General features: G+C 73.9%; 23 protein-coding genes. 16 read left to right on the top strand and 7 right to left on the bottom strand.

Going from position 1 to position 24,311, the window contains the following annotated elements:
• Positions 1-534: 534 nt before the first annotated feature.
• From glgX to treZ, 4 genes are all read left to right on the top strand, one after another.
• Positions 535-2,682 carry a glycogen debranching protein GlgX gene (gene glgX / locus ADK60_RS14760; protein ID WP_045939373.1) on the top strand — a complete coding sequence of 716 codons (2,148 nt, stop codon included), beginning with the start codon at positions 535-537 and terminating at the stop codon, positions 2,680-2,682.
• 124 nt (positions 2,683-2,806) lie between these two features.
• Entirely contained in the window at positions 2,807-3,562 is a 756-nt protein-coding gene (locus ADK60_RS14755) for a hypothetical protein (RefSeq protein WP_053646303.1), read from the top strand.
• A 96-nt stretch (positions 3,563-3,658) separates the two neighbouring features.
• Positions 3,659-6,220, top strand: coding sequence for a malto-oligosyltrehalose synthase (gene treY, locus ADK60_RS14750; protein ID WP_053646301.1), 2,562 nt, complete (start codon positions 3,659-3,661; stop codon positions 6,218-6,220).
• On the top strand, positions 6,217-7,935 hold the full coding sequence (treZ, locus tag ADK60_RS14745; protein WP_053646299.1) for a malto-oligosyltrehalose trehalohydrolase: 1,719 nt from the start codon (positions 6,217-6,219) through the stop codon (positions 7,933-7,935). Before treY ends, treZ begins: the two co-directional genes overlap by 4 nt.
• 67 nt (positions 7,936-8,002) lie before the next feature.
• On the opposite strand, the gene ADK60_RS14740 is transcribed toward treZ, so the two are convergent.
• On the bottom strand, positions 8,003-8,896 hold the full coding sequence (locus ADK60_RS14740) for a transketolase family protein (protein ID WP_045939365.1): 894 nt from the start codon (positions 8,894-8,896) through the stop codon (positions 8,003-8,005).
• A 22-nt stretch (positions 8,897-8,918) separates the two neighbouring features.
• Positions 8,919-9,623: a thiamine pyrophosphate-binding protein gene (locus ADK60_RS14735; protein WP_053646297.1), complete on the bottom strand. Its 705-nt coding sequence runs from the start codon at positions 9,621-9,623 to the stop codon at positions 8,919-8,921.
• A gap of 55 nt (positions 9,624-9,678) precedes the next feature.
• On the opposite strand from ADK60_RS14735, the gene soxR reads away from it, so the two are divergent.
• The 3 genes from soxR (at position 9,679) to ADK60_RS14720 (ending at position 11,616) form a co-directional block, all read left to right on the top strand.
• Positions 9,679-10,188 (top strand): redox-sensitive transcriptional activator SoxR, encoded by a 510-nt coding sequence (gene soxR / locus ADK60_RS14730; protein ID WP_045939364.1) that lies wholly within the window; start codon positions 9,679-9,681, stop codon positions 10,186-10,188.
• A 112-nt stretch (positions 10,189-10,300) separates the two neighbouring features.
• Complete coding sequence (locus ADK60_RS47635) at positions 10,301-10,816, top strand: cupredoxin domain-containing protein (protein ID WP_079008366.1); 516 nt, start codon at positions 10,301-10,303, stop codon at positions 10,814-10,816.
• A gap of 62 nt (positions 10,817-10,878) precedes the next feature.
• The gene (locus ADK60_RS14720; RefSeq protein WP_053646295.1) at positions 10,879-11,616 is read left to right on the top strand and encodes an AAA family ATPase; all 738 of its coding nucleotides are present in this window, start codon (positions 10,879-10,881) and stop codon (positions 11,614-11,616) included.
• A gap of 84 nt (positions 11,617-11,700) precedes the next feature.
• Here ADK60_RS14720 and ADK60_RS14715 read toward each other — a convergent pair whose 3' ends face one another.
• Positions 11,701-12,546, bottom strand: coding sequence for an oxidoreductase (locus tag ADK60_RS14715; RefSeq protein WP_053646294.1), 846 nt, complete (start codon positions 12,544-12,546; stop codon positions 11,701-11,703).
• A gap of 67 nt (positions 12,547-12,613) precedes the next feature.
• Between ADK60_RS14715 and ADK60_RS14710 the strand changes: the two genes are divergently transcribed.
• Positions 12,614-13,282, top strand: a complete 669-nt coding sequence (locus ADK60_RS14710; RefSeq protein WP_053646413.1) for a helix-turn-helix domain-containing protein — start codon at positions 12,614-12,616, stop codon at positions 13,280-13,282.
• Between the two features lie 60 nt (positions 13,283-13,342).
• Here ADK60_RS14710 and ADK60_RS14705 read toward each other — a convergent pair whose 3' ends face one another.
• Positions 13,343-13,717 carry a hypothetical protein gene (locus ADK60_RS14705; RefSeq protein WP_159400445.1) on the bottom strand — a complete coding sequence of 125 codons (375 nt, stop codon included), beginning with the start codon at positions 13,715-13,717 and terminating at the stop codon, positions 13,343-13,345.
• A 52-nt stretch (positions 13,718-13,769) separates the two neighbouring features.
• Between ADK60_RS14705 and ADK60_RS44805 the strand changes: the two genes are divergently transcribed.
• From ADK60_RS44805 to ADK60_RS48095, 4 genes are all read left to right on the top strand, one after another.
• On the top strand, positions 13,770-13,907 hold the full coding sequence (locus ADK60_RS44805; RefSeq protein WP_159400444.1) for a hypothetical protein: 138 nt from the start codon (positions 13,770-13,772) through the stop codon (positions 13,905-13,907).
• A 220-nt stretch (positions 13,908-14,127) separates the two neighbouring features.
• Positions 14,128-15,597 carry a DUF8189 domain-containing protein gene (locus ADK60_RS46550; RefSeq protein WP_053646289.1) on the top strand — a complete coding sequence of 490 codons (1,470 nt, stop codon included), beginning with the start codon at positions 14,128-14,130 and terminating at the stop codon, positions 15,595-15,597.
• Between the two features lie 237 nt (positions 15,598-15,834).
• Positions 15,835-17,301: a PLL family lectin gene (locus tag ADK60_RS14695; RefSeq protein ID WP_053646287.1), complete on the top strand. Its 1,467-nt coding sequence runs from the start codon at positions 15,835-15,837 to the stop codon at positions 17,299-17,301.
• A gap of 98 nt (positions 17,302-17,399) precedes the next feature.
• A complete protein-coding gene (locus ADK60_RS48095; protein ID WP_353651748.1) occupies positions 17,400-17,672 on the top strand; it encodes a DUF397 domain-containing protein in 273 nt (90 codons plus the stop codon).
• A gap of 106 nt (positions 17,673-17,778) precedes the next feature.
• Here the strand turns inward: ADK60_RS48095 and ADK60_RS14690 are convergent, their stop codons facing one another.
• The gene (locus ADK60_RS14690) at positions 17,779-18,237 is read right to left on the bottom strand and encodes an RICIN domain-containing protein (protein ID WP_078879565.1); all 459 of its coding nucleotides are present in this window, start codon (positions 18,235-18,237) and stop codon (positions 17,779-17,781) included.
• A gap of 398 nt (positions 18,238-18,635) precedes the next feature.
• On the opposite strand from ADK60_RS14690, the gene ADK60_RS14685 reads away from it, so the two are divergent.
• A complete protein-coding gene (locus ADK60_RS14685) occupies positions 18,636-19,721 on the top strand; it encodes a DNA alkylation repair protein (RefSeq protein WP_053646285.1) in 1,086 nt (361 codons plus the stop codon).
• A 7-nt stretch (positions 19,722-19,728) separates the two neighbouring features.
• On the opposite strand, the gene ADK60_RS14680 is transcribed toward ADK60_RS14685, so the two are convergent.
• Together ADK60_RS14680 and ADK60_RS14675 are read right to left on the bottom strand one after the other, a co-directional pair.
• Positions 19,729-20,325, bottom strand: a complete 597-nt coding sequence (locus tag ADK60_RS14680; protein ID WP_053646283.1) for an ATP-binding protein — start codon at positions 20,323-20,325, stop codon at positions 19,729-19,731.
• A gap of 11 nt (positions 20,326-20,336) precedes the next feature.
• Positions 20,337-21,653, bottom strand: coding sequence for an MFS transporter (locus ADK60_RS14675; RefSeq protein ID WP_063783149.1), 1,317 nt, complete (start codon positions 21,651-21,653; stop codon positions 20,337-20,339).
• Positions 21,654-21,715: 62 nt separating this feature from the next.
• On the opposite strand from ADK60_RS14675, the gene ADK60_RS14670 reads away from it, so the two are divergent.
• The 3 genes from ADK60_RS14670 (at position 21,716) to ADK60_RS14660 (ending at position 24,268) form a co-directional block, all read left to right on the top strand.
• The gene (locus ADK60_RS14670) at positions 21,716-22,111 is read left to right on the top strand and encodes a MerR family transcriptional regulator (RefSeq protein ID WP_053646280.1); all 396 of its coding nucleotides are present in this window, start codon (positions 21,716-21,718) and stop codon (positions 22,109-22,111) included.
• A 292-nt stretch (positions 22,112-22,403) separates the two neighbouring features.
• On the top strand, positions 22,404-23,138 hold the full coding sequence (locus ADK60_RS14665) for a class I SAM-dependent methyltransferase (protein WP_053646278.1): 735 nt from the start codon (positions 22,404-22,406) through the stop codon (positions 23,136-23,138).
• Between the two features lie 113 nt (positions 23,139-23,251).
• Positions 23,252-24,268, top strand: a complete 1,017-nt coding sequence (locus ADK60_RS14660; RefSeq protein ID WP_053646276.1) for a hypothetical protein — start codon at positions 23,252-23,254, stop codon at positions 24,266-24,268.
• Positions 24,269-24,311: the final 43 nt, after the last annotated feature.

Raw genomic sequence — 24,311 nt, 5'->3', positions numbered from 1 at the left:
GCTCGGAGCTGTCTGCCTGTCCGCCTGTCCGCCGTCCGACCGGTCGGCCGCTCGGCGTACCGGGCGACCGGACGACCGGTCGGCGCACCGCCGACGCACCGCCGGTTCGCCGACGGTTCGCCTGATGGATCGCCATGAGTCCCGAACAGCCGGACGATCAAGGGTACTGCCCGCCGCGAACCGCCCGCAGCCGGTTGGGGCACGGCGGCGGCCGGGCCGCCGGGACACCCCAACCGTCTCACCCGCCCCGCCCACCACGAAAGCCCCTCGACGGAGCCGCGAGGGCGCCACGGCCACTCATGACGGCTCGTGACGACGCGCGCGGACACCCGTTCGGGCGAATACGGCACAAATGGACCCGCCGCCGGGGGAAGCGTCGGGGAGTATGCGGACTGTGCCGCCGTGTGCCGTGGGTCACGGTGCCCGAGCGGCGCATGCCCGGCCGCAAGGCCGGGAAGAGAGTGCCTCCGAGGTCCGGGCCCGACCATCGGACTCCACATCAGTTCTCCTTCTACGCAAGGAAGTTGAGGAACCATGCAGGTCTGGCCAGGGACCTCCTACCCCCTCGGTGCCACCTACGACGGGGCCGGCACCAACTTCGCCGTGTTCTCGGAGAGCGCCGACCGGATCGAGCTCTGCCTGCTCGACGAGGACGGTTCGGAGTCCTCCGTCGAACTGCGCGAGACCGACGCCTTCGTCCGGCACGCCTACCTCCCGGGCGTCCAGCCGGGCCAACGCTACGGATTCCGCGTCCACGGCCCCTACAACCCGGGCCTCGGCCAGCGGCACAACAGCGCCAAGCTGCTGCTGGACCCGTACGCCAAGGCGATGAGCGGGAACATCGACTGGGACGAGTCGGTCTACGGCTACCACTTCGGCGCCCCCGAGCGCCGCAACGACCTCGACTCGGCCCCGCACACCATGCACTCGGTGGTGATCAACCCGTACTTCGACTGGGGCACCGACCGGCCGCCCCGCACCGACTACCACCGCACAGTGCTCTACGAGGCCCATGTGAAGGGCCTGACCAAGCTGCACCCGGGGATCCCCGAGGAGATCCGCGGCACCTACGCGGGCGTCGCCCACCCCGCCGTGATCGAGCACCTCGCCAAGCTCGGCGTCACCGCGATCGAGCTGATGCCGGTGCACCAGTTCGTCCGCGACCACCGGCTGCGGGACCTCGGGCTGGCCAACTACTGGGGCTACAACACCATCGGCTTCTTCGCCCCGCACTCCTCCTACTCCTCCACCGGCGACCGGGGCCAGCAGGTGCAGGAGTTCAAGTCGATGGTGAAGGCGCTGCACGCGGCCGGCATCGAGGTCATCCTCGACGTGGTCTACAACCACACCGCCGAGGGCAACCACCTGGGCCCGACGCTCTCCCTGCGCGGCCTCGACAACGTCTCCTACTACCGCCTCGCCCGGGACCAGCGGTTCTACGAGGACACCACCGGCACCGGCAACAGCCTGCTGATGCGCAGCCCGCACGTGCTCCAGCTGATCATGGACTCGCTGCGCTACTGGGTCACCGAGATGCACGTCGACGGCTTCCGCTTCGACCTCGCCGCCACCCTGGCCCGGCAGTTCCACGAGGTGGACCGGCTCTCCTCGTTCTTCGACCTGGTCCAGCAGGACCCGGTGGTCTCCCAGGCCAAGCTGATCGCCGAACCCTGGGACCTCGGCGAGGGCGGCTACCAGGTCGGCAACTTCCCGCCGCTGTGGACGGAGTGGAACGGCATGTACCGGGACACCGTCCGCGACCTGTGGCGCGGCGAGAACGCCACCCTCGCCGAGTTCGGCTCCCGGCTCACCGGCTCCTCCGACCTCTACCAGGACGACGGCCGCCGCCCGATCGCCTCGATCAACTTCGTCACCTGCCACGACGGCTTCACCCTGCGCGACCTGGTCTCCTACAACGACAAGCACAACGAGGCCAACGGCGAGAACAACCGGGACGGCGAGTCCTTCAACCGCTCCTGGAACTGCGGGGTCGAGGGCCCCACCGAGGACCCGGGAACCGAGGAGCTGCGGGCCCGCCAGCAGCGCAACTTCCTCGCCACCCTGATGCTCTCCCAGGGCGTGCCGATGCTCTCCCACGGCGACGAGCTCGGCCGCACCCAGCACGGCAACAACAACACCTACTGCCAGGACAATCCGCTCAGCTGGGTGCACTGGCCGACCGGGGACGGGCCGGACGCCCGGCTGCTGGAGTTCACCCAGGGCATGGTCTGGCTGCGCCGCGACCACCCGGTGTTCCGGCGCCGCCGCTTCTTCCACGGCCGCCCGGTCCCGGGGCGGCCCACCGGCGAGGGCGGCGGGGCCGGCGCGTACGAGGACCTCACCGACATCGCCTGGTTCACGCCCGCCGGGGAGGAGATGACCAAACGCAACTGGGGTGCCAGCTACGCCAAGTCGCTCACCGTCTTCCTCAACGGCTACGCCATCTCGGAGCCGGACCGGCGCGGCGGGCGGATCGTCGACGACTCCTTCCTGCTGATGTTCAACGCGCACTTCGAGCCGCTGGAGTTCACCGTGCCGGCCGGGCACGGGCAGGAGTGGCAGGTCGTGGTGGACACCGCGCAGTCCCGGCTGCCCGCGCCGGGGACGGGCCCGGTGGTCAAAGCCGGGGACGTGCTCTGGCTCACCGACCGCTCGCTGATGGTGCTGCAGCGCCCGGCCTGAGTACCGGTACCCGCGGTGCGCCGGTGTGCCGACGGCCCTTGCGCAGCCGCCGTCGCACGGGCCACCGTGGTCCCCGGGGAGGCCGGAGCCTGCCCGGGGACCGGACCGAGGGGCGGCGGGGGCGATGGCGGGCGATCGGACGACCACGGCGGAGTTCCTGCTCGGGACGCTGCTCTCCGTCCCGGGGCGGGTCGCGGACGCGACGGTCCGGCGCCCGCCCCCGGAGCGGTGGGTGCTCGCACGCACCCGCACCCCCGCGGCGGAGGCCGCCCGGGCCGCCGAACACGCCCTGGTCGAGGGGCTGGTCGAACGGCTCGGCGCGGTCGACGGGGTCACCCTCGTCGTCGCCCAGCTGGACGACCGCCGGGTCACCCCCGGGCTCGGGCTCGACCCGGGCCGCCGTCTGGAGCTGGTCTGCCAGCTCGCCGCGACCGCCTACTTCGCCACCGCGCTGGACCCGCCGGAGCTGCTGCGCCGGATCGACGCGGCGGCCGTCGCCGACTGGGGCACCGGGGCGCACGCCGACCCCCGGCTGCCGCACCCGCCCGGTTCGGTCGCCGCCGCGCTGGCGTACTACCGCGACGGCGGCCGCCACCCGGACGGGTCGCCGCGCGAGCTCCCCGCGCTGTCCGTACCGGGGGCCCTGGGGGCGCGCCTGACCTGGGACGAGCCCGGCCGGACGCCGGTCGCGGAGCCGAGCCCGACCATGTTCAACAGCTCCTTCGCCCAGTACGCGGCCGACCCGGCCGCCGCCGAGGCGGTGCGGGCCGCCCGGGCCGAGCACGGCCGGATCCTCCGCCTCGGCCGTTCCGGCGCCGGCGGGCTGCAGCGTCCCGGCTACTTCACGGTGCCCCGGGGGTGGCGCCGCCGCGGGCACTGAGCGCCCCCACACACACCCACCCCCGACAGGCCCCGCTCACCTGTTCGGTCCAGCAACGGGTCTTGCCCCAGCGCCCCGCCGGGTAGGCATGGAGGCATGACCCACGCCGCCGAGCCCGCGCAGTCCCGCCCGGCCGCCGCCCCCGCCGCCGTGCCGTCGGCCAGCTACCGCCTCCAGCTCCAGCCCGGCTTCACCCTGCACGACGCCACCGCCGCCGTCCCCTACCTGGCCGCCCTCGGTGTCTCCCACCTGCACCTCTCCCCGCTGCTGGCCGCCGCGCCCGGCTCCACCCACGGCTACGACACCGTCGACCACGGCCGGATATCCGAGCAGCTCGGCGGCGAGGAGGCGCTGCGGGCGCTGGCCGCCGAGGCGCACCGGCACCAGCTGCGGCTGATCGCCGACGTGGTGCCCAACCACATGGCGGTCCCCGTCCCCGAGCACCTCAACCGGCCGCTCTGGGAGGTGCTGCGGGACGGCCCCGACTCGCCGTACGCGGACTGGTTCGACATCGACTGGACCGCCCAGCCGGGCCCGGTGGACGCCCCCGGACGCGGCCGGGTGCTGCTGCCCCTGCTCGGCGACCGGCTCGGCGCCGTGCTCGACCAGCTGGCCGTCGACGGCGACACCCTCCGCTACCACGACCACGTGCTGCCGCTGCGCCCCGGCACCGAGACGCTGCCGCTGCCCGAGCTGCTCGCCCGGCAGTGGTACCGCCCGGCCTGGTGGCGGCTGGCCCGCACCGAGCTGAACTACCGGCGGTTCTTCACCGTCAACGAGCTGATCGCCGTCCGGGTCGAGCGCCCCGAGGTGTTCGAGGCCACCCACGGCGTGCTGCTGCGGCTGCACCGCGAAGGCGTGCTGGACGGCTTCCGGATCGACCACCCGGACGGGCTCGCCGATCCGCGCGGCTACCTGGAGCGGCTGGCCGCGGCCACCGGCGGGGCCTACACGGTGGTGGAGAAGATCCTCACCGGCGACGAGCGGCTGCCCGCCGACTGGCCCTGCGCCGGCACCACCGGGTACGACGCGCTGCGCCGGATCGACGGGGTGCTCACCGACCACGCGGGCGCCTGCCGGCTGGCCGGGGCGTACCAGGCGTTCCTGACCGCCTCCCCCGACGGAGCCGCCGGGCCGGACCACGGCGAACCGTGCGCCGATCCGCACCCGGCGCTGGCCGCCGCCCGGCGGGGGCGGGCCGACATGACCGGGCCCGGTGGCGAGCTGTCCGCCGAGGTGGAGCGGCTGGTCCGGCTGGCCGTCCGGCTCGGCGCCGCCCACCCGGCGCACGCCGACCACCCGCCGGAGCGGCTGCGCGCCGCACTGGGCCGGCTGCTGACCGGCTACCCCGCGTACCGCCCCTACGTCCGCCCCGGGGAGCCGCTGCCGGAGACCTCCGCCGAGCAGCTGCATGCCGCCCGCGCGGCCGACGAGGGACCCACCGATGCCACCGACCGGTTCGTCGCCGAGCTCGCGGCGGGCGCGCTCGGGCGCGGGCCCGAACAGGACGAGTTCGCCGTCCGGTTCGGGCAGACCGCGGCCGCGGTGGCCGCCAAGGGCGTCGAGGACACCGCTTTCTACCGCTGGAACGCGCTGCTGAGCCTCAACGAGGTCGGCGGCGAGCCCGCCCGGCCCGGGGTGCGGCCGGCGGACTTCCACGCCTGGTGCCACTACGTCGAACGGCACTGGCCGCACACCATGACGGTGCTCTCCACCCACGACACCAAGCGCAGCGCCGACGCCCGGGCCCGGCTGGCCGTGCTGGCCGAGCAGCCCCGGGAGTGGGCCGCCGAGGCGGCGGCCTGGTCGACGGCGGCCGGGCACGGCACGGACTCGGGCACGGGCTCGGGCACGGGCACGGGCTCCGGCTCGGGCTCGGGTTACGGCTCCGCTTCCGGCCCGGGCCACGACCCGGACAGCGACTGGGTGCTCTGGCAGACCCTGGTCGCCGGCTGGCCGCTCTCCCCGGAACGGCTGGTCGCCGCCGTGCTCAAGGCGGCCCGCGAGGCGAAGCTCCGTACCTCCTGGACCACCCAGGACGTCCGCTTCGAACGCGCCCTCACCGACCGCGTCCACGGTGTCTTCGGCAACCCCGGGCTGCTGCCCCGGATCGAGGGGTACGTGGCCGGGCTCGCCCCGTACGCCCGCTCCAACACGCTCGCCGCCGCCCTGCTGCACCTCACCGTGCCCGGGGTGCCGGACCTCTACCAGGGCAGCGAGGAGCCGCTCCACACCCTGGTCGACCCGGACAACCGGCGCCCGGTCGACCTCGGCGCGCTGGCCGTGCGGCTCACCGACTCGCCGACCGCCCGCACCGGCGACCTGGCCCGGGAGAAGCTGCACCTCACCACCACCGCCCTGCACCTGCGCCGCACCCGGGAGTTGGGCGCCCACCGCCCGCTCACCGCCGTCGGCCCGGCCGCCGGCCACCTGCTCGCCTTCGGACGCGGCCCGGACGTCCTCACCGCCGTCACCCGGCTGCCGTACCGGCTCGCCCGGACCGGCGGCTGGCACGACACCGTGCTGCACCTGCCCGAGGGGCCGGGCTGGACGGACGAACTGACGGAACGTCATTTCCCGTCGGGCCCGGTCCCGGTGGGCGAACTGCTGGCCGGCGACCGGCCGGTGGTCCTGCTGACCAGGAGGGGCACGTCATGAGGTACCAGGTCTGGGCCCCGAACGCCGCCGACCGGGTCGAGGTGGCGGTCGACGGCGCGCACCACCCGCTGGCCCGGGACCTCGTCCGCGCCGGGTGGTGGCAGGGCGACGCACCCGCCGGGGACTACGCGTTCGTCCTGGACGGCGGGCGCCCGCTGCCGGACCCGCGCTCGCCCCGGCAGCCGCACGGCCCGGACGGACCCAGCCGGGCCGTCGACCATGCCGCGTTCAACTGGTCGCACACCGGCTGGCGCGGCCGCCCGCTGCCCGGAGCGGTGCTGTACGAGCTGCACATCGGCACCTTCACGGCCGCCGGCACCTTCGAGGCGGCCGCCGAACGACTGGACCACCTGGTCGAGTTGGGCGTCGACTTCGTCGAGCTGATGCCCGTCTGCCCGTTCCCCGGCAAGCACGGCTGGGGGTACGACGGTGTGTCGCTGTGGGCCGTGCACGAGCCCTACGGCGGCCCCGAGGGCCTCAAGCGCTTCGTCGACGCCGCCCACCGCAAGGGCCTCGGCGTCGTCCTCGACGTGGTGCACAACCACCTCGGCCCGGCCGGCAACTACCTCCCCGCCTTCGGCCCCTACTTCACCGACCGGCACCACACCCCGTGGGGCTCGGCGGTCAACCTGGACGCGCCCGGCTCCGACGAGGTGCGCGCCTATCTGATCGGCAGCGCGCTCGGCTGGCTGCGCGACTACCGGATCGACGGCCTGCGGCTGGACGCCGTGCACGCCCTGGCCGACGACCGGGCGGTGCACTTCCTGGAGGAACTCGCCACCGAGGTCGACCGGTTGGCGGTGGCGACCAACCGCCCGCTGTTCCTGGTCGCCGAGTCCGACCTGAACGACCCGCGCACCACCGCGCCCCGCGAGGCCGGCGGGCAGGGGCTCGCCGCCCAGTGGAGCGACGACTTCCACCACGCCCTGCACTGCGCCCTGACCGGTGAGTCCCAGGGCTACTACGGGGACTTCGCCGCCGCACCGCTCGCCGCCGTGGCGCGGACCCTCACCCGGGGGTACTTCCACGACGGCGGGTGGTCCTCGTTCCGCGGCCGCCACCACGGCCGCCCGTTCCCGCCCGCCCACGGCCACCGGCTGCTCGGCTACCTGCAGACCCACGACCAGGTGGGCAACCGGGCGCTCGGCGACCGGATCTCCACCAGCGTCTCCCCCGGCCGGCTCGCCTGCGGGGCCGCGCTGGTGCTCACCTCACCGTTCACCCCGATGCTGTTCATGGGCGAGGAGTGGGGCGCGGCCACGCCCTGGCAGTACTTCACCGACCACACCGACCCGAACCTCGCCGAGGCCGTCCGCCGGGGCCGGCGGCGGGAGTTCACCGAGCACGGCTGGGCGGCGGACTCGGTGCCGGACCCGCAGGAGCCGGCCACCGTACTGCGCTCGGTGCTCGACTGGACCGAGCCCCGGCGCGGGCCGCACCGGGCGCTGCTGGACTGGAGCCGGACGCTGATCCGGCTGCGGCGGGAGCACCCGGAGCTGACCGATCCCGATCTGGCCGCCGTCCGGGTCGAGTTCGACGAGGACGCCCGCTGGCTGGTGGTGCACCGGGGACCGTACCGGGTGGCGGTGAACCTGGGGACGGCGGCGGCCGCGGTGCCGGCGGCCGGCGAGGTGGTGGCCGCGTTCGGGGGGCACCACCGCTCCGGGGACCGGCTGACCCTCGATCCGGACTCGGTCGCGGTGGTCCGCCGCTGACGGTCCCCGCGTCGGCCCGACGTCGCCAGTACTTCCCGGGTCGCCAGTACTTCCCGGGTCGCCGCCGCTACTTCAGGAAGCCGTCGATCCGCTCCCGCAGCCCGTGCGCATCCAGCCCGTAGGCGGCCAGGTGCTCGGGGATCGAGCCGTACTGCCGGTGCTCCGCCTGCGGCACCCCAAGGGCCAGCAGCCGGTGCGGCCGGTCGGCGAGCGCCTCGTGCGCCGCGTTGGCGGAGGTGCCGACCAGGTACGGCTCGACCAGCACCACGTCCGCCCGCCGCCCGGTGGCGGCCCGCAGCGCGGCGCCGTCGAAGGGCCGGACGGTGGCCGCGTACAGCACGGTGACGTCCAGGTTGGCGGTGGCGGCGAGGACGGCGTCCAGCATCGGGCCGACCGCGACCACCGTGCCCCGGCCGCCCTCGCGGACCACCGTGAACCGGCCCGGCTCGACCTTCACCGCCCGCTCGTTCTGGTGCGCGGACAGCCGGACGTACACCTTGCGGTCGCCGTCGGCCACCGCGTGCCGCAGCAGCCGCTCCGCCTCGTCCGGGTGGCCGGGCACGTGCACCGTCCAGTCGGCCAGGGTGTCCAGCAGGGCGACGTCGCCCGGCGCCATGTGGGTGCGGCCGCCGGCCGGCCAGTCGTAGGAGCCGGCCGCGCTCACCAGCACCGCGCCGACACCCTGGTGGTTGAGGTCCAGCTTGACCTGCTCGAACGGCCGCTCGATCAGGAAGCTGGCGAAGGTGTGGGCGATCGGCCGCATCCCGGTGAGCGCCAGTCCGGCGGCGGCGCCGATCAGCAGCTGTTCGCGGATGCCGACGTTGACCAGCCGGTCCGGGTGCCGCTCGGCGGCCTGCTGGAAGCCCGCGGCGCTGATGTCCGCGAGGACGAGGGCGAGCCGGGGGTCCTCGTCCAGCAGACCGGAAGTGACCTCGATGAAACGGTCGCGCATGGTGTCCATGGATGTTCGGGCCCTTTCCGGCTCAGGAGTTCTTCGGTTCGACGCGGGCGACCACGACCCGCGGCCGGCCCGGGTGCCCGGCGGTGTACGCCGCGTGCAGGGCCTCGTGGTCACGGCCGTCCACGGTCTCCGCCGACCAGCCCTCGGCGGCGAAGCGCGCCGCGATGCCGCCGCGCCAGCCGTGCGTGGCGGAGGAGTTGTCGATCACCAGGGCGTGCAGCCGGTCCAGGCCGTAGGCCCCGGCGAAGGCCACCGCCTCGTGGTTGGAGCCCTCGTCGAACTCCGCGTCGCCGAGCAGCACCCAGACCGCCGGGTCGTGCAGCCCTTGGGCGCGCAGGCCGAGCGCGGTGCCGACCCCGATCGGCAGCCCGTGCCCCAGCGAGCCCGAGCTGATCTCCACTCCGGGGACCAGCAGCCGGTCCGGGTGGTGGCCGAGCGGCGAGTCGTACGCGCCGAAGCTGGGCAGCACCTCCGGGTCGAGGAAGCCCTTGGCCGCCAGCACCGCGTAGTACGCCATCGGGCCGTGGCCCTTGGAGAGCAGGAAGCGGTCCCGGTCCTGGGCCTGCGCCGTCTCCGGGGTGACCCGCAGGACCCGGTCGTAGAGCACCCACAGGGCGTCCAGGGTGGAGGTCGCGGCCGGGCCGTGCTTCTCGTCGCCGGTCATCAGCGCCATCAGGCCCGGCAGGTCGCCGAAACCGGAGGTAGTGGTTCGGGTGCGGTTCGTCATGCCTCCGATGCTGCAACCTGAAGTCGGCTTCAAGTCAAGCGCTACAGTGTCCCCCATGATCGCCAACCGGCCGAGCCGCCACGACCTGCTCACGATCGGCCAGCTCTCCGAGCGGAGCGGCCTCGCGACCTCCGCGCTGCGCTACTACGAGCGACTGGGACTGATCCACGCCACCCGCACCACCGGCAACCAGCGCCGCTACACCCGCGGCACCCTGCGCCGGATCGCCTTCGTCCGCGCCGCCCAACGGGTCGGACTCTCCCTGGACGAGGCCAAGGTCGCCCTCGACCGCCTCCCCGAGCACCGCGCCCCCAGCGGCACCGAGTGGGACGGGGTCGCGCAGTCCTGGCAGAGCCGGATCGACGAGCAGATCGCCGAGCTGGAGCGGCTCAAGGCCAAGCTCACCGGCTGCATCGGCTGCGGCTGCCTCTCGCTCACCCGCTGCGGGCTCTACAACGCCGCCGACCGCGCGGGCGCGACCGGCCCCGGCGCCCGCTACCTGCTCACCCGCGACCCGGCCACCGGCCCCGAGCCCGCGCCGACGGACGGGCCGGACAGCGTCTGACCTGGCGGACGCGCCGCGGCGTGCGCGGCGTGCGCGGCGCGCCCGCCAGGCCGCCGGGGTCGCGCGCTCTAGCGTGGGCGGGTCGCCGCAGGTAACGAGGCTGGAGCCGCTGATGAACCGCCGTTCTTCCCGTCCGTTCCGTTCCGTCCGTTCCTTCCGTCCCTTCCGGACCGCCCTCGTGGGCCTGGCGGTGGGCGGGGTGCTGCTCGGGGGCACCGGCTGTTCGAGCGGCGGGGGCGGTTCCTCGTCCTCCTCGTCGGCTTCGGCTTCGGTGCCCTCCTCCGCCGCTCCCTCCTCGGCCACTTCCTCGGCCGCCAGCTCCGCCGCCTCCACCGCCGCTTCCACCGCCGCCTCCTCCGCTCCGGCCGGGGCGGTGACCGTGACGATCAAGGACTTCAAGTTCGGCCCCGCCACCCTCACCGTGGCTCCGGGCACCAAGATCACCGTCACCAACCAGGACTCCGCCGGCCACACCCTCACCGCCATCGCCCCCAACGCCGGGGCGTTCGACACCGGCCTGCTGGAACAGGGCAAGTCGGCGACGATCACCGCCCCCACCGCCCCCGGCTCGTACCCGTTCCACTGCGACGTCCACCCGAACATGACGGGCACCCTCGTCGTCCAGTGACCGTTCGTGTCGGACCCACCGCCTAGCCTCGGGACGGAACCACCCGCAGGAAAGGCCCGCCCATGATCGTCGACCGCATACGCGTCCATCCGCAGCTCGTCGACCCGGACGACCGCGACGAATGGCCGTGGACGGTGCCCTGCGTGGGCGCGCTGCTCGGGGCGGGGGTGGCGCTGCCCGCGCCGGTGACCTTCCTGGTCGGCGAGAACGGCAGCGGCAAGTCGACCCTGGTCGAGGCGGTGGCGGAGGCGTTCGGGCTGGACTCCTACGGCGGGCGCGGCGGCTCCCGCTACGCCTCGCCGCGCGCGAAGAGCGTTCTCGGCGAGCGCCTCCACCTCGACTTCACACCGCGCGGGCTCGCCATGGCCTCGGGCCCGCGCGCCAAGCGGCGCGGCTTCTTCCTCCGGGCCGAGACGGCGATGGGGATGATGGAGGAGAAGCAGGGCTGGCCCGGCTACTGGGAGGAACGGACCGACCTGATGAGCCACGGCGAGGGGTTCCTCACCGTGTTCGAGTCGATGTTCCAGGGGCCCGGGCTGTACGTACTGGACGAGCCGGAGGCGGCGCTGTCCTTCACCTCCAGCCTGCGTCTGGTCGCCCTGCTCGCCGAACTGGGCCGCGGCGGTGCCCAGGTGATCTGCGCGACCCACTCCCCGATCCTGGCCTCCGTGCCGGGCGCGGCGGTCCTGGAGGTCGGCGAGCACGGGATCCAGCCGACCCGGTGGCAGGACCTCGCGATCGTCGACCACTGGCGCCGCTACCTGGAACGGCCCGAGGCCTACCTCCGGCACCTGCTCTGAGCCTCCCGCCGCGGAACGTTCGCGCCGCCGCAGCCGAGCGGCACCCAACGCAGCCGCCGCCGGGGACGCGCCCCGCACACCCGCTCAGGCGCGCAGCTCCGCCAGGTCCTCCGCACCGAGCACGAGACCACCCGCCGCGAGGTTCTCCTCCAGGTGGTCGAGCGACCCGGTACCCGGAATCGCCAGCACCGACGGCGAGGCCGCCAGCAGTGCGCCGAGCGCCACCTGCGAGGTGGTCGCGCCCACCCGGGCGGCGACCCGGCCGAGCCGTTCGAGGTCGAGCGGGACCAGGCCCCCGCCGAGCGGGAAGTACGGCACGTACGCGATACCCGCCGCCTCGCAGTCGGCCAGCAGCCCCGCACCGTTCTCGAACGAGTTGTTCTGCACCGCCGCGACGGGCGCGACCGCCCGCGCCTCGGCGAGCTGGGCGGCGTCGACGTTGCTCACGCCCAAGTGCCGGATCAGCCCCTCCTCGCGGAGCTCGGCGAGCACCGCGAACCGCTCCGCGATCGACTCGGCGCCCGGCCCGGTCAGCCCGCCCACCCGCAGGTAGACCAGGTCCAGCCGGTCCAGCCCGAGGGCCCGCAGGTCCGCCTCCACCAGGCCGCGCAGCTGACCCGGCCCCGCCTGCCCGCTCGGCACACCGTCCGGACCGGGCAGCGGACCGACCTTGGTCGCGATCACCAGGTCGTCCCGGTACGGGGTCAGCGCCCTGCGGATCAGTTCGTTCGCGCGCACCGCTCCGCGGTTGTAGAAGCCGGCCGTGTCGATGTGGTTCACCCCGAGCTCGACGGCGCGCCGGAGCACCGCGATGCCGGTCGCCGGATCCCGCGGCGGGCCGTCGAAGGTGCCGGCCGCGAGGCGCATCGCGCCGAAGCCGAGCCGGTGGACAGGGAGGTCGCCGCCGAGGGGGAAGGTCGTGGTCGTCATGCGTCCCATGCTGTCCGCCGCCGCGAACCCCGGCGAGACCGTGGCCAGTTGCTGCCAGACTGGACGGATGAGCCATGAGCAGGTGTTCTCGGTCCACGGCGACGCGGAACTGACCGCGCGCGCCGGCCATCTCTTCGAGTCCGCGCAGACCGAGTTCCTGTGCGCGGCCAGGGACCTCCGTACCTGGTCCCGACCGGAGGCGAGGGCCGCGGTCCAGGCCCGGATGCGGGACGCCGCCGCGCCCGGCTTCACCACCCGCAAGCTCCTCAGCCCGGTCGCCCTCGCCGACGAGGAGGCCCGCGTCCACCTGCGGCTGGTGCAGGACGCGGGCGCCCTCGTCCGGATCAGCGGCTCACCGCTGCCGCACGAGACCATCCTCATCGACCGGCGGGTGATGATCCTGGCGGGCCGGGAGAACCCCGCCGGCCGCGAGTACACCGTGACCACGTCGCAGGCCCTGATCGACGGCGTGCACGCGCTCTTCCAGGCCGCCTGGGACAGTGCCGTCGACCTCGACGTCTACCTGTCCGGCGACGTCCCGCACCTCGACGCGGACGGCCGCACGATCCTCCGCTCCCTCGCCTCCGGGCTCACCGACGAGGTGGCGGCCCGGCGGCTCGGCGTCTCGCTGCGCACCTACCGGCGGCGGGTGGCCGAACTGATGGCACGGCTCGAAGCCGGCTCCCGCTTCCAGGCCGGCCTGCGCGCGGGCGAGTTGGGGCTGCGCCGGGCGTAACCGCCGACGTACGGCCCGGCTGCGGGAGGGGTCGGGGAGGAGAACGGACAGGCCCGAGCCTCAGAAGCGTGGGCGGCCGTAGTCGCAGCGAACGGAGTGAGGCCGTGGGTGGCGGCGGGCGGCGCGGGGCGCTTCGACGCGCATCTGCTGGGCGGCGAGGTCGGCCTGCTGGCGGGCCAGCAGGATTTCCATGCCGAGGTCGGGGGAGACGGCGCACAGCTCACCGCGGCGTTCGGCGGAGGGGCGCAGCAGGGCGAGTTCGCCGAGTCGGTCGAGGACGGTCCTGACCTGGCGTTCGTCCTGGTCCAGGCGCTGTGCGAGTACGGTGATGCCGTCGCCGGGGTGAGCGAGCATCACGCGGTGGACGGCCTCGGCGTCGGTGTCCAAGCCCAGCGCGGTGAGCACTTGTCCCCCCGGGGTGGTTCGTACACGCATCCGGAGAGTCATGGCACACGGGATCCTCGCGCGGTCGGGCGGAAGGGTTGCGGTGGCGCTGGTACCGGCGCTCGCCGGGTGGCGGGTGCAGCGCGGGCGGGTACCTCTGGTCGCCGCCTTCTACGAGCGGCTGCTGATCGCTCCCCGCTCTGCTGGCCGGATCGGGCCAGGGACGTTTTCGTCCACCTGAGAGCCCTTCCACCCGCCCTGAGCTGCGGCGAAGCTAGTGATCGCCGCCAGGGAGCACCGCTTCGGGGCGGCGGACCGGACGAAGCGTCACCGCGCCCGCACTCCGGCGCCCCCGTCTCGTCCCCGGCACCTTGCACGCCTCCTCCACCGGGGCGGTCGACCGCCCCGACGCATCACGACCGCCTTCCACCGCCGCTCGTCTGTCGACAGGAGTACCCGCCGTGTCCGCTTTCACCGCCCGCCGCAGCGCCGCCCTTGCCCTCGCCACCGCGATCGTGCCGGTCAGCCTGGCCTTCGGTGCCTCGTCGGCCCACGCCAGCGTGGGCTCGAACATCACGGGCATCGCCCTGGCCAACAACTACAAGACGGCCTGCGCGACCAACAGCGGTGGCACCACCGGCTTCTACTCCAGCTGCACCGGCAACGGCGGCCAGCCCGAGAACTGGTGCGCGGACTTCGCCAAGTGGGTGTGGGCGCAGGCCGGGGTCAACGTCTCGGGCCTGACCCCGGCGGCCGCCAGCTTCGCCCAGTACAACGGCGGCCTGCACAGCACCCCGCACGTCGGCGACGCGGTCGTGTTCAACTACAACGGCGCGGGCTACGCCGACCACGTCGCGATCGTCGCGGAGGTCAGCGGCGGCCAGATCAAGACGATCGGCGGCAACGAGGGCGGCCAGCGCGGCAACTTCGCCGCGACGTCGCGGGTGCGGCTCGACGGGCCGTACAACTCGGCGCTCGGCTACAGCTCCTACATGGGCCAGCGGATCAGCGGCTACGTCTCCCCGATCGGCGGCACGGACAACACCCCGGCCCCCACCCCGGCCCCCGCCCCGGTGGCCAAGGACGTCACCAACCTGTTCGCGCTCGGCTCGGGCGGGACCGTCTTCAACGCCGGTGGCGACTTCGCGTCCGGCGCGTGGAGCGCGTTCCAGCAGGTGCCCGGCAACAGCGGCATCAAGCAGGTCTCCGCCGTGCAGATCGGCTCCATCGTCCACCTGTTCGTCATCGGCTCGGACGGCACCGTGTACACCGCCGACGGCGACACGGCGACCGGTTCGTGGAGCGCCTTCCAGGCGGTACAGGGCAACAGCGGGATCAAGCAGATCACCGCCACCGCCGTCGGCAGCACCGTCCACCTGTTCGCGATCGGCTCCGACGACACCGTGTACACCGCCGACGGCAACTACGCGACCGGCTCCTGGAGCGCCTTCCAGCCGCTGCAGGGCAACAGCGGCATCAAGAAGATCACGGCGACCGCCGTCGGCAGCACCGTCCACCTGTTCGCCGTCGGCTCCGACGACCGGATCTACACCGCCGACGGCGACTACGCGGCCGGCACGTGGAGCACCTTCCAGCTGCTGCAGGGCAACAGCGGCATCCAGGAGATCACCGCCGTCACCACCGGCACCACGGTGCGCCTGTTCGCCACCGGCTCCAACGGGACCGTCAACGCCGCCGACGGCAACTACGCGGCCGGCACGTGGAGCACCTTCCAGCCGCTGCCCGGCAACAGCGGCATCAAGAAGATCACCGCCAACGCCGTCGGCAACACCGTCCACCTGTACGCCGTCGGCTCCGACGACCGGATCTACAACGCGAACGCCAACTACGCGAACGGCTCCTGGAGCGCCTTCCAGCCCCTCCAGGGCAACAGCGGCATCCAGGAGATCACCGCCACCTCGGGGCTCTGATCCTCGGAGGCGTCCCGCATCCGCGGCCGGCCGGCCGCGGATGCGCGCCCTCCTCGGCCCGGCCCCGGGGATCCACCCCGCGGGGCCGGGCCACTGCCCGCCCGTAGCCGTCGTCCGGCCGTCGTCCGCCGGGGTGTGTCCGACCTCCGCTCACCGCACACCCCGCCCTTCCCCGCCCGCACGCCCGTGTTCCGCGCCTCGTACCCGGTCCCGAGACCCAGGAAGAACCGCATCCTCATGAGCAAGCAGTTCCGCAAGCTCCTGCCCGCCGCTGCCGCCGTCGCCGCGCTGCTGTCGCCCCTCGCGGTCACGGCCACCTCCGCCCACGCCGCACTCCAGCCCGACCGTTCCTGCGGAACCGTCACCGACGCGGACTCCACGGCCGCCGCGAGCCTCAACACCGTACTCACCGGCAAACTCGCCCACGCGATGACCGCGTACCGGTTCTCCTGCGCCCGGGCCATCGTCGCCGCCACCCGCGCCCACGACCTGCCCGACCAGGCCGCCGTCATCGCCGTCACCACCGCGATCGTCGAGTCCGAGCTGCGCAACAACCCGAACGTCCTCGACGCGACCAGCGTCGGGCTCTTCCAGCAGCAGAAGTGGTGGGGCAGCACCGAGGAACGCCTGAACCCGGCGTACTCCACCAACGCCTTCCTGGACGGGATGCTGCGGGCCTACCCCAACGGCAGCTGGAAGACCCAGCCGGTGGGCGTCGTCTGCCAGAAGGTCCAGGTCTCCGCCTTCCCCAGCGCCTACCAGCCCCAGGCCGCCGACGCCCAGCGCATCGTCGCCGCGATGACGGCCGCACCCGCCCCCACCCCCGCACCCGCCTCCAAGGCGCGTGTCAGCACGGTCGGTTCGGACGGCGCGCTCTACGCCACCGACGGCGACTACGCGGGCACCGGCTGGTCCGGTACCTGGGCCACCCAGGGCGGCACCGGCCTCAAGGCGCTGGCGAGCGCGGTCACCGGCAACACCATGCACGTCTACGCCCTCGGCGCCACCGGCCGCGTCTACACCAAGGACGCCGACTACACCACCGGCCAGTGGACCACCACCTGGCAGGAGGTCCCCGGCGGCGCCGAGGGCGCCGCCGCCGTCAGCGCGACCACCATCGGCAACCGCGTCCACCTGAACATCATCGGCTCCGACGGCGCGCTCCACACCACCGACGCCGACTACGCGGGCACCGGCTGGTCCGGCACCTGGGTGGCCCTGGGCGGGACCGGCCTCAAGGCCCTCGCCAGCACCGTCACCGGCAACACCATGCACGTCTTCGCCCTCGGCGCCACCGGTCACGTCTACACCATGGACGCCGACTACGGCACCGGCCAGTGGAGCAGCGCCTGGCAGGAGGTCCCCGGCGGCGCCGAGGGCGCCAGGGCCATCACCGCGGCCGCGACCGGCAACCGCGTCCACCTGAACATCATCGGCTCCGACCGGTCCCTCTACACCACCGACGGCGACTACGCCGGCACCGGCTGGTCCGGCACCTGGACCACCCAGGGCGGCACCGGCCTCAAGGAAACAGTCGCGAGCGCGGTCACCGGCAACACCGTCCACGTCTACACCCTCGGCACCACCGGCCACGTCTACACCAAGGACGCCGACTACAACACCGGCCAGTGGACCACCACCTGGCAGGAAATCCCCGGCGGCGCCGACGACGCCAGCGCCATCACCGCGAGCACCACCCGCTGACGCCCACCGCCTGACGGGAGCCCGGCTGCGGCGCGGGAACCGAAAGGCGGCCGAGGGGTGCCGCAACGACCGGGGGAACGGACACACCGTTCCCCCGGTTGTCGGCCTACGACGCGATCTCCACCCAGACGATCTTCCCCACACCGTCACGCGGGCAGCAACCCCAGCGCTGGGAAAGCAACTTGACGAGTACCAGGCCACGCCCGGACTCGTCCTCCCCGGACGCCGCTCTCAGCACCGGCCCCCGACTCCCCGGCCATCCCCATTCAGGGGACAGCAAGGACCCTCACGGGCCCACACTCGCCTTCACCGCCACCGCGTGGGCTTCCTTCCTCACCGCGCTCCGCGCCGGCGAGTTGCCCGCCGGCTGACACAGAAACGCCCTCCCCGGAGATTGAGGCGCCGGGGAGGGCGTTTTTTCATTCCCTTACTGGACAGACCTTCCGATCAGGCGGCGAAAATCGCCCCCGATCGGAATCAGTTCCACTTCTGGTAGTTGCCGCCGTTGCCGCCGATGGCGTAGACGTCGCCGTTCACGTTGCTGTCCAGGTAGCGGCCGGTGGCGACGTTCCGGTAGAAGGCGCCGTTGCCGCCCCAGCTCTTGACCCACTTCTGGTAGTTGCCGCCGTTGCAGCCCAGCGTGTAGACCTTGCCGTCACCGTTGCTGTCGAGGCAGCGGCCGGTGGCCAGGTTCTTGAAGGTGTAGGTCTCGTTGCCCTCGTCGTTGGCCCACCAGACCTGGTAGGAGCCGCCGTTGGCGCCGAGGGTGTAGACGTTGCCGTTGCCGTTGCTGTCCAGGACGCGGCTGGTGGCGAGGTTGGTCAGGGTGACGTAGCCGGAGGCGGCGCTCGCCGATCCGGTGGACAGGAACGTCAGGCCGCCGGCCAGAACGGCCGTCGAGGCAGCAAGGGCAGCGGTGCGCTTGACGAGCTTCATCGCATTTCCTCCCGATGTCGACCGGCCCGTTTGACCGGTCGACGTCGAACTTATCCGCAGAATCACCACATCGGGCGAGGGGATCTCCGGACATGTCCAGCTTCGGCCACCTGGAATTGGGCGATCCGGATTTCTCGGGCGAGAACGGAACAATGCCCGCCGGTACATCGGTGGATATGACCGGACATTCCCCGGATCCGCGCTGGACAGATCGCGCCGATGCGGGGATGTCATGGCAAGGCCAACGCAAAGCGGATGAACAACGCATACCAGACCATTCAGCACCCGAAGTCTTCGACCACGAACTTGGCCGGATCCGGCGGCGCAGGTCGTTGTCGGACCCACCGCGTACCGTTCAACAGCCACCGCAAACCCGCACGTCACCAGGAGGCCACCCCGTGCCCACGGCCGCCGAGATGATCGCCCCGGACACCGTCGCCGCGCTCGCCCGCTGTCTCGTCCGCACCGGCCCGGGCGTCACCACCGACGCCCTCGACCGCTGCGGCGCGACCCTTGACCCGCTCGGCTTCCGTGAACGCGTCGCCGCGATCCGCGAGGCCGTGCTCGCCGACCTCCCGGCCGACTACCCGGATTTCGAGCGGATCCTGTACGACGCGCTGCGGGACGAGGAGTTCACCGGGTGGATGACCTTCCCGGTCGGCGAGGCCGTAGCCGTGCGCGGCCTCGCCGCCTTCGAGCCCGCGCTCGCGCTGCTCGCCGCGCTCACCCCTCGGCACACCTCCGAGAGCGCCGTCCGCCCGTTCCTCCGCGCCGACCAGGCCCGCGCGCTCGCCGTCGTCACGCGGTGGACCGGGCACCCGGACCCGCACGTCCGGCGGCTCGCCAGCGAGGGCACCCGGCCGCGCCTGCCCTGGGCTCCCCAACTGCCCGCGCTGATCGCCGATCCGAGGCCCGCGCTGCCGGTGCTCGACGCGCTGTACCGGGACGAGTCCGACTACGTGCGCCGCTCGGTCGCCAACCACCTCAACGACATCAGCCGCGACCACCCCGCCATCGCCGTCGAGACCGCCGGCCGCTGGCTCGCCGATCCGGCGCCGACGACGCCGCAGCTGGTCCGGCACGGCCTGCGGACCCTGATCAAGGCAGGCCACCCGGAGGCACTCACCCTGTTCGGTCACCGCCCGGACGTCCCGGTGACTGTCGAGGGCCCGCAGGTGCTGACCCCGGACGTTCGGCTCGGCGAGGAGCTGGTGTTCGAGTACGCGGTGACCAACACCCACGACGAGAGCACCAGCGTGGTGATCGACTACGTGGTGCACCACGTGAAGGCCAACGGCGGCCGGACTCCCAAGGTCTTCAAGCTGACCACCCGCACACTGGCGCCCGGCGAGACCCTACGGGCGACCCGACGGCACGCGGTGAAGCCGATCAGCACCCGGCGCTACCACCCCGGCGTGCACCTGCTGGAACTCCAGGTCAACGGCCGCCGCCACGGCGAGGGTTCGTTCACCCTGCACCTGTGACGGCCGGTCAACCGGTGACGGCCGCGACGACGGCGTCCGCCAGCTCCTCGACGGACCGGCCGCCCCCCGCGTCCAGTGGCTCCAGGCCGAGCGCGGCCAGCTCGGCGAGCAGCAGTTCCTGGTAACGCACCGACCTGGCCAGGAACTTGTCCATCAGGTACCGGCCGTCCGGGGTCGCCTCCGGGTAGCGGCCGGCCGTCCGGATCCGGGCGCGCAGGACGGCCTCGTCCGCCCGCAGCCAGTGGGCGGAGACCCCACTGCCGCTGAACCGCGCCACCTCGGGCGGCCACAGCGCCGAGCCCTCCAGGACGAGGCCCGCTCCCGCGCCCTCCGTGATCAGTTGCTCGATCCGGGGCCACAGCCGCGCGTAGTGCTCCCGCACCGAGACGATCAACTCCTCGACGGTGAGGGTCCGGTAGTGCTCCGCCACGTGCGGCGGCACCTCCCACCCCGGTACCGGCCACGGTCGGCCGGGGTGGCGCGCCAGCGTGTCCGTCGACCGGTACGGGAGGCCGAGCCGGTCCGCCACCAGCCGGCCGAGCGCCGACTTCCCGGTGTTCGACGTCCCCCCGATCAGCACCACCCGCACACCGTCGTCCGTCATAACGGCCGACCCTATCCACCGGCCCCGGCCCGCGCCCGCGCACCGGAAGTCGGACCCGCCGACTTCCCGCGCGCGAGGCGTCCGGACAGGGCCGGCGCCACGGCGGCGCACCCGGCCACGGCGATCATCACCAGTCCCGCCCCGACCAGCACGGCGCGCGGCCCCAGTGCGGCCGTCAGCGGACCGCCCAGGGTCGCGCCCGCGGGCGAGGCCGTCATCAGCACGGAGGACCTCAGGGCGAGAACGGAGGTGAGGGCCGGCGGCGGCGTGAGGTCCTGGAACAGGCCGAGCGACAACGCGCCGTACGGGCCGTAGACCAGCCCGACCACGGCGAACCCGGCCACCGAGATCACGGCCGGGCCGGGCGGCGCGAACGACAGCAGGGCGACGCCGTGCGCGGCGACGATCCCCAGCAGCACCCGCCGGACCGCGCCGCGGCGCAGCATGCCGACGGCCAGCGCGCCCAGCACCGCCCCGACCCCGAAGGCCGCCCAGTAGGTGCCGAGCAGCCCCGGCCCGGCCGCCAGCTCCTGCCCGACGAACAGCGGCAGCGCGACCTCCACGGGGCCCCAGGCCAGGTTGAACAGCCAGGTCAGTGCGAGCAGGGCGAGCAGCTCCGGCCTGGTCCGCAGCACCCGCAGCCCCTCGCCGCGCGGCACGGCCTCCCGCTCCGCCCGGTCCCGGGCGGAGGCGGGGGCGGCAGCGGGGACGGCGGACAGCCGCCCGGCACCGACTGCCAGCACAACGAACGACAGGGCGTCCAGCCCGAGCACCCAGGCCGGCGCGACCACCGCCGTCAGCGTCCCCGCCAGTGCCGGTCCGGCGATCATCGCCACCCAACCGCTCGTACTGAGCAGCGCGTTGGCCGCCAGCCGGCGCCCGGCCGGGAGCACCTCGGCCACCAGGGCGTACCTGGCGCTGGCGCCCCACCCGTGCAGCAGCGAGGAGCCGGCCAGCAGGGCCAGCAGCAGCCAGGGCCCCAGCACACCGGACGCCCACCCGACGGGGATCGCGCCGAGCAGCACCGCGCGCGTCCAGGCGTCCGCCCGGATCAGCCGCCGCGCGGGCAGTCCGCGCAGCCAGCGGCCGAGCAGCAGCGCACCGAGCGCGCCGGGCAGGACGTAGGCGGCGACGGCGGCCCCGACGAACAGTCCGGCCCGCCCGGGCGGGGCCAGTTGCAGCGCGAGCCACGGCACGGCGACGGCGCTCATGCCGTCCCCGAGGTCGGACACCGCGAGCGCGGGCAGCAGCCGGCGGAACGGGCCCGGGGCGAACAGCGGACGGTAGGCCGGGGGAAGCCGCCGGACCAGTGGTGCGGATGAGATCATGCAGGCCAGGCAAGCGGTTCACGCGCGCTTGAAGTCAAGCGGAACCGGGGACGGGGGCGGACGTGCAGGATGTCGGTATCGGGGAGCTGGCCCGGCAGACCGGACTGCGGCCCTCGGCGCTGCGGTACTACGAGAGCCTCGGCCTGCTGCCCGCGGCCCGCCGCCTGGGCGGCCGCCGGGTCTGGCCCGCGGCGACGCTGCGCCGGGTCGCCCTGATCCGGATGTCCCAGCGGGCGGGCTTCACGCTGGCCGAGATCCGGGGGCTGCTGGACGACTCCACCACGCGCGGCACCACCCGCCAGTGGCGCGCCCTGGCCGAACGCAAGCTCCCCGAGCTCGACCTCGTCGTCCGGCAGACCCAGCAGCTCCGGGACGCCGTCGCGGCCTGCCTCGCCTGCGGCTGCATGAACTTCGCCGACTGCGAACTCCTCTCCGCCGGTGCGGCCGACGGCAGCTGAGCGCGACTCGGAGCGCGGGCGGAACGCGGGCGGAACGGCCTCCGGAACGTGATCGACATGTGATCCGGCGGCCCCGTCCGGCGGGCTCCGGCGGCCCGCCGGAACGCCCTTTCCCGGGCCTGCGGCACGGTGCGGCCGGTCGTCCGCCCCGGGGTCCGGGGGCCAGGACGGGGGCCGTCCGACCAGGGCCGCAGCAGGGCTCAACGGCCTTTTCGGCGACGGGAATCGGGGGTGAAAGCACGTCCCCGTACTCCTAGGCTGGGAGCATCCCACCCCACCGAAAGGCCCGCCCTTGAACCGCGCCATCCGCTCCGTCGACGACGTCCTCGAGCTGCTCGACGGGCTCTTCCGCCCCGAGGCGGACCGCTGGACCGACCAGGCCGCCGACTGGTGGGACGACTTCTACGCCGACCGGGCCTCGGGGCGGCCGTTCTTCGTCGACAAGCCGGACGAGAACCTCGTCGCGCGGCTCGACGACGGCCTGCTGCCGCCCGGCGCCCGGGTGCTGGACCTCGGCTGCGGGGCGGGCCGCAACGCCGTGCACCTCGCCTCGCTCGGCTTCGAGGTGGACGCCGTCGACCTCTCCGCGACCGCCCTCGCCTGGGCGCGCGAGCGCGCGGAGGCGGCGGGCGTCGCCCCGCGCTTCCACCACGGCAACATCTTCAGCACCGAACTGCCCCTCCCCCAGTACGACCTGGTGTACGACTCGGGCTGTCTGCACCACCTCCCGCCGCACCGCCGGATCAGCTACCTGGCCCTGCTGGAGCGCGTCCTCGCACCGGGCGGGCACTTCGGGCTGACCTGCTTCGCGGCCGGCGAGATGGGTTCGGAGCTGCCGGACGCCGCGCTGTACCGCAACGGCCGGCTGGACGGCGGACTGGCCTTCACTCCGGACGAACTCCGGTGGATCTTCAGCGGGTTCACCGAGCTGGAGATCCGCCCGATGGTCCCGCAGGAGCCCGCGTCCCCGCTCTTCGGCCTGCCCGTGCTGCTCACCGCCCTGTTCCGCAGGCCGCTCGCCGACTGAGGCATGCGGGCGGCCCGGCCGGGAAGGAAGGAGGGTGGACAGGGCGGGCCACCGGACGCAGAGGATCGCGCGGCCGGCCCCGCCGGCCGGCAGCAACGAGGGGACGGGACGCGATGTCCGCCGACGAAACGCCGTGGGACGACGCCGTCGGGCGCGGACTGGGCTTCCTCCACCGGGCGTTGGGGCCCGCTGGACTGCCGCCCGCCCGGCCCGGAGCCGACCCGGAGCTGCGCAGACCGCTCAGCGGCGCCGAGGCGCGCCGGCACCTGCTCGTCACGCACGGGGAGGACCTCGGGTTCGACCCGGACGACGAGGGCTTCTCCGCGATGTGGGGGCTCGCCCTGCTGCGGCCGGACTCCGGGCGGACCGAGGAGCGCGAGCTGATCGCCGTGCTGGCGCCACAGGTCGCCCGCTACCGCGAGCCGGCGGCGCCGCGCTACCGCACCTTCCCGCCCGGCCGCCCGTTCCCCGCCAGCACCGACAGCACCGCCGTCGCAGCCGCCGGACTGGCCCGGCACGGGCTGCTCGGTCCGGCCGAACTGGACGCACTGGCACACGAGTTGCTCGACACCCAGATAGGCCCGGACGACGGTCCGATACCGGCCTACTGGGAGGACAGCGACCGCAGCCCCGCCCGCGGGCGCCGCTACGACGCCGTCGCCGCCGCCAACATCCTGTTCGCCCTGCACCTCCCGGGCGCCGTCGGCCGGTTGCCGCACCCGGCGGCCGAGGCGACGCTCCGCTACCTCGTCGAGCACCTCAACGGCCCCCGCACCGGCACCCTTTACTACGCCGCCCCGGAGGCCTTCCTGCACGCCGCCGCCCGGGCGTCCACCGTCGTGCCCGAACTCGCCGCGCCGGTACGGCGGGCGGTGGGGCACGTGACCACCCAGACCGCCGACACTCCGCTCTCGGTGGCGCTGCTGGTACTCGCCGGAGAGTACGCGGGCGAGACCGCCGAACTGCCCGAGCTGCGCCGCCGGCTGGCCGGGGCCCAACTCGCGGACGGCTCCTGGCCGGCCGGCGGCTACTTCCGCACCGGGCGCCTGCCGCTGTACTTCGGCTCGCCGCACCTCACCACGCTGTTCGCGGTCCGCGCGCTGCGCCCGGAGACGGCCGCACGGCTGTGACCGGGGCCCGCAGGGCCGGGGCCGGGGCCGATCCCCGGGCCGG

This window comes from Streptomyces sp. XY431 (genome assembly GCF_001279805.1).
Classification (GTDB): Bacteria; Actinomycetota; Actinomycetes; order Streptomycetales; family Streptomycetaceae; genus Kitasatospora; species Kitasatospora purpeofusca.
Note: the sequence above shows the minus strand (reverse complement) of the source record. Positions and strands in the feature narration are given on the sequence as shown.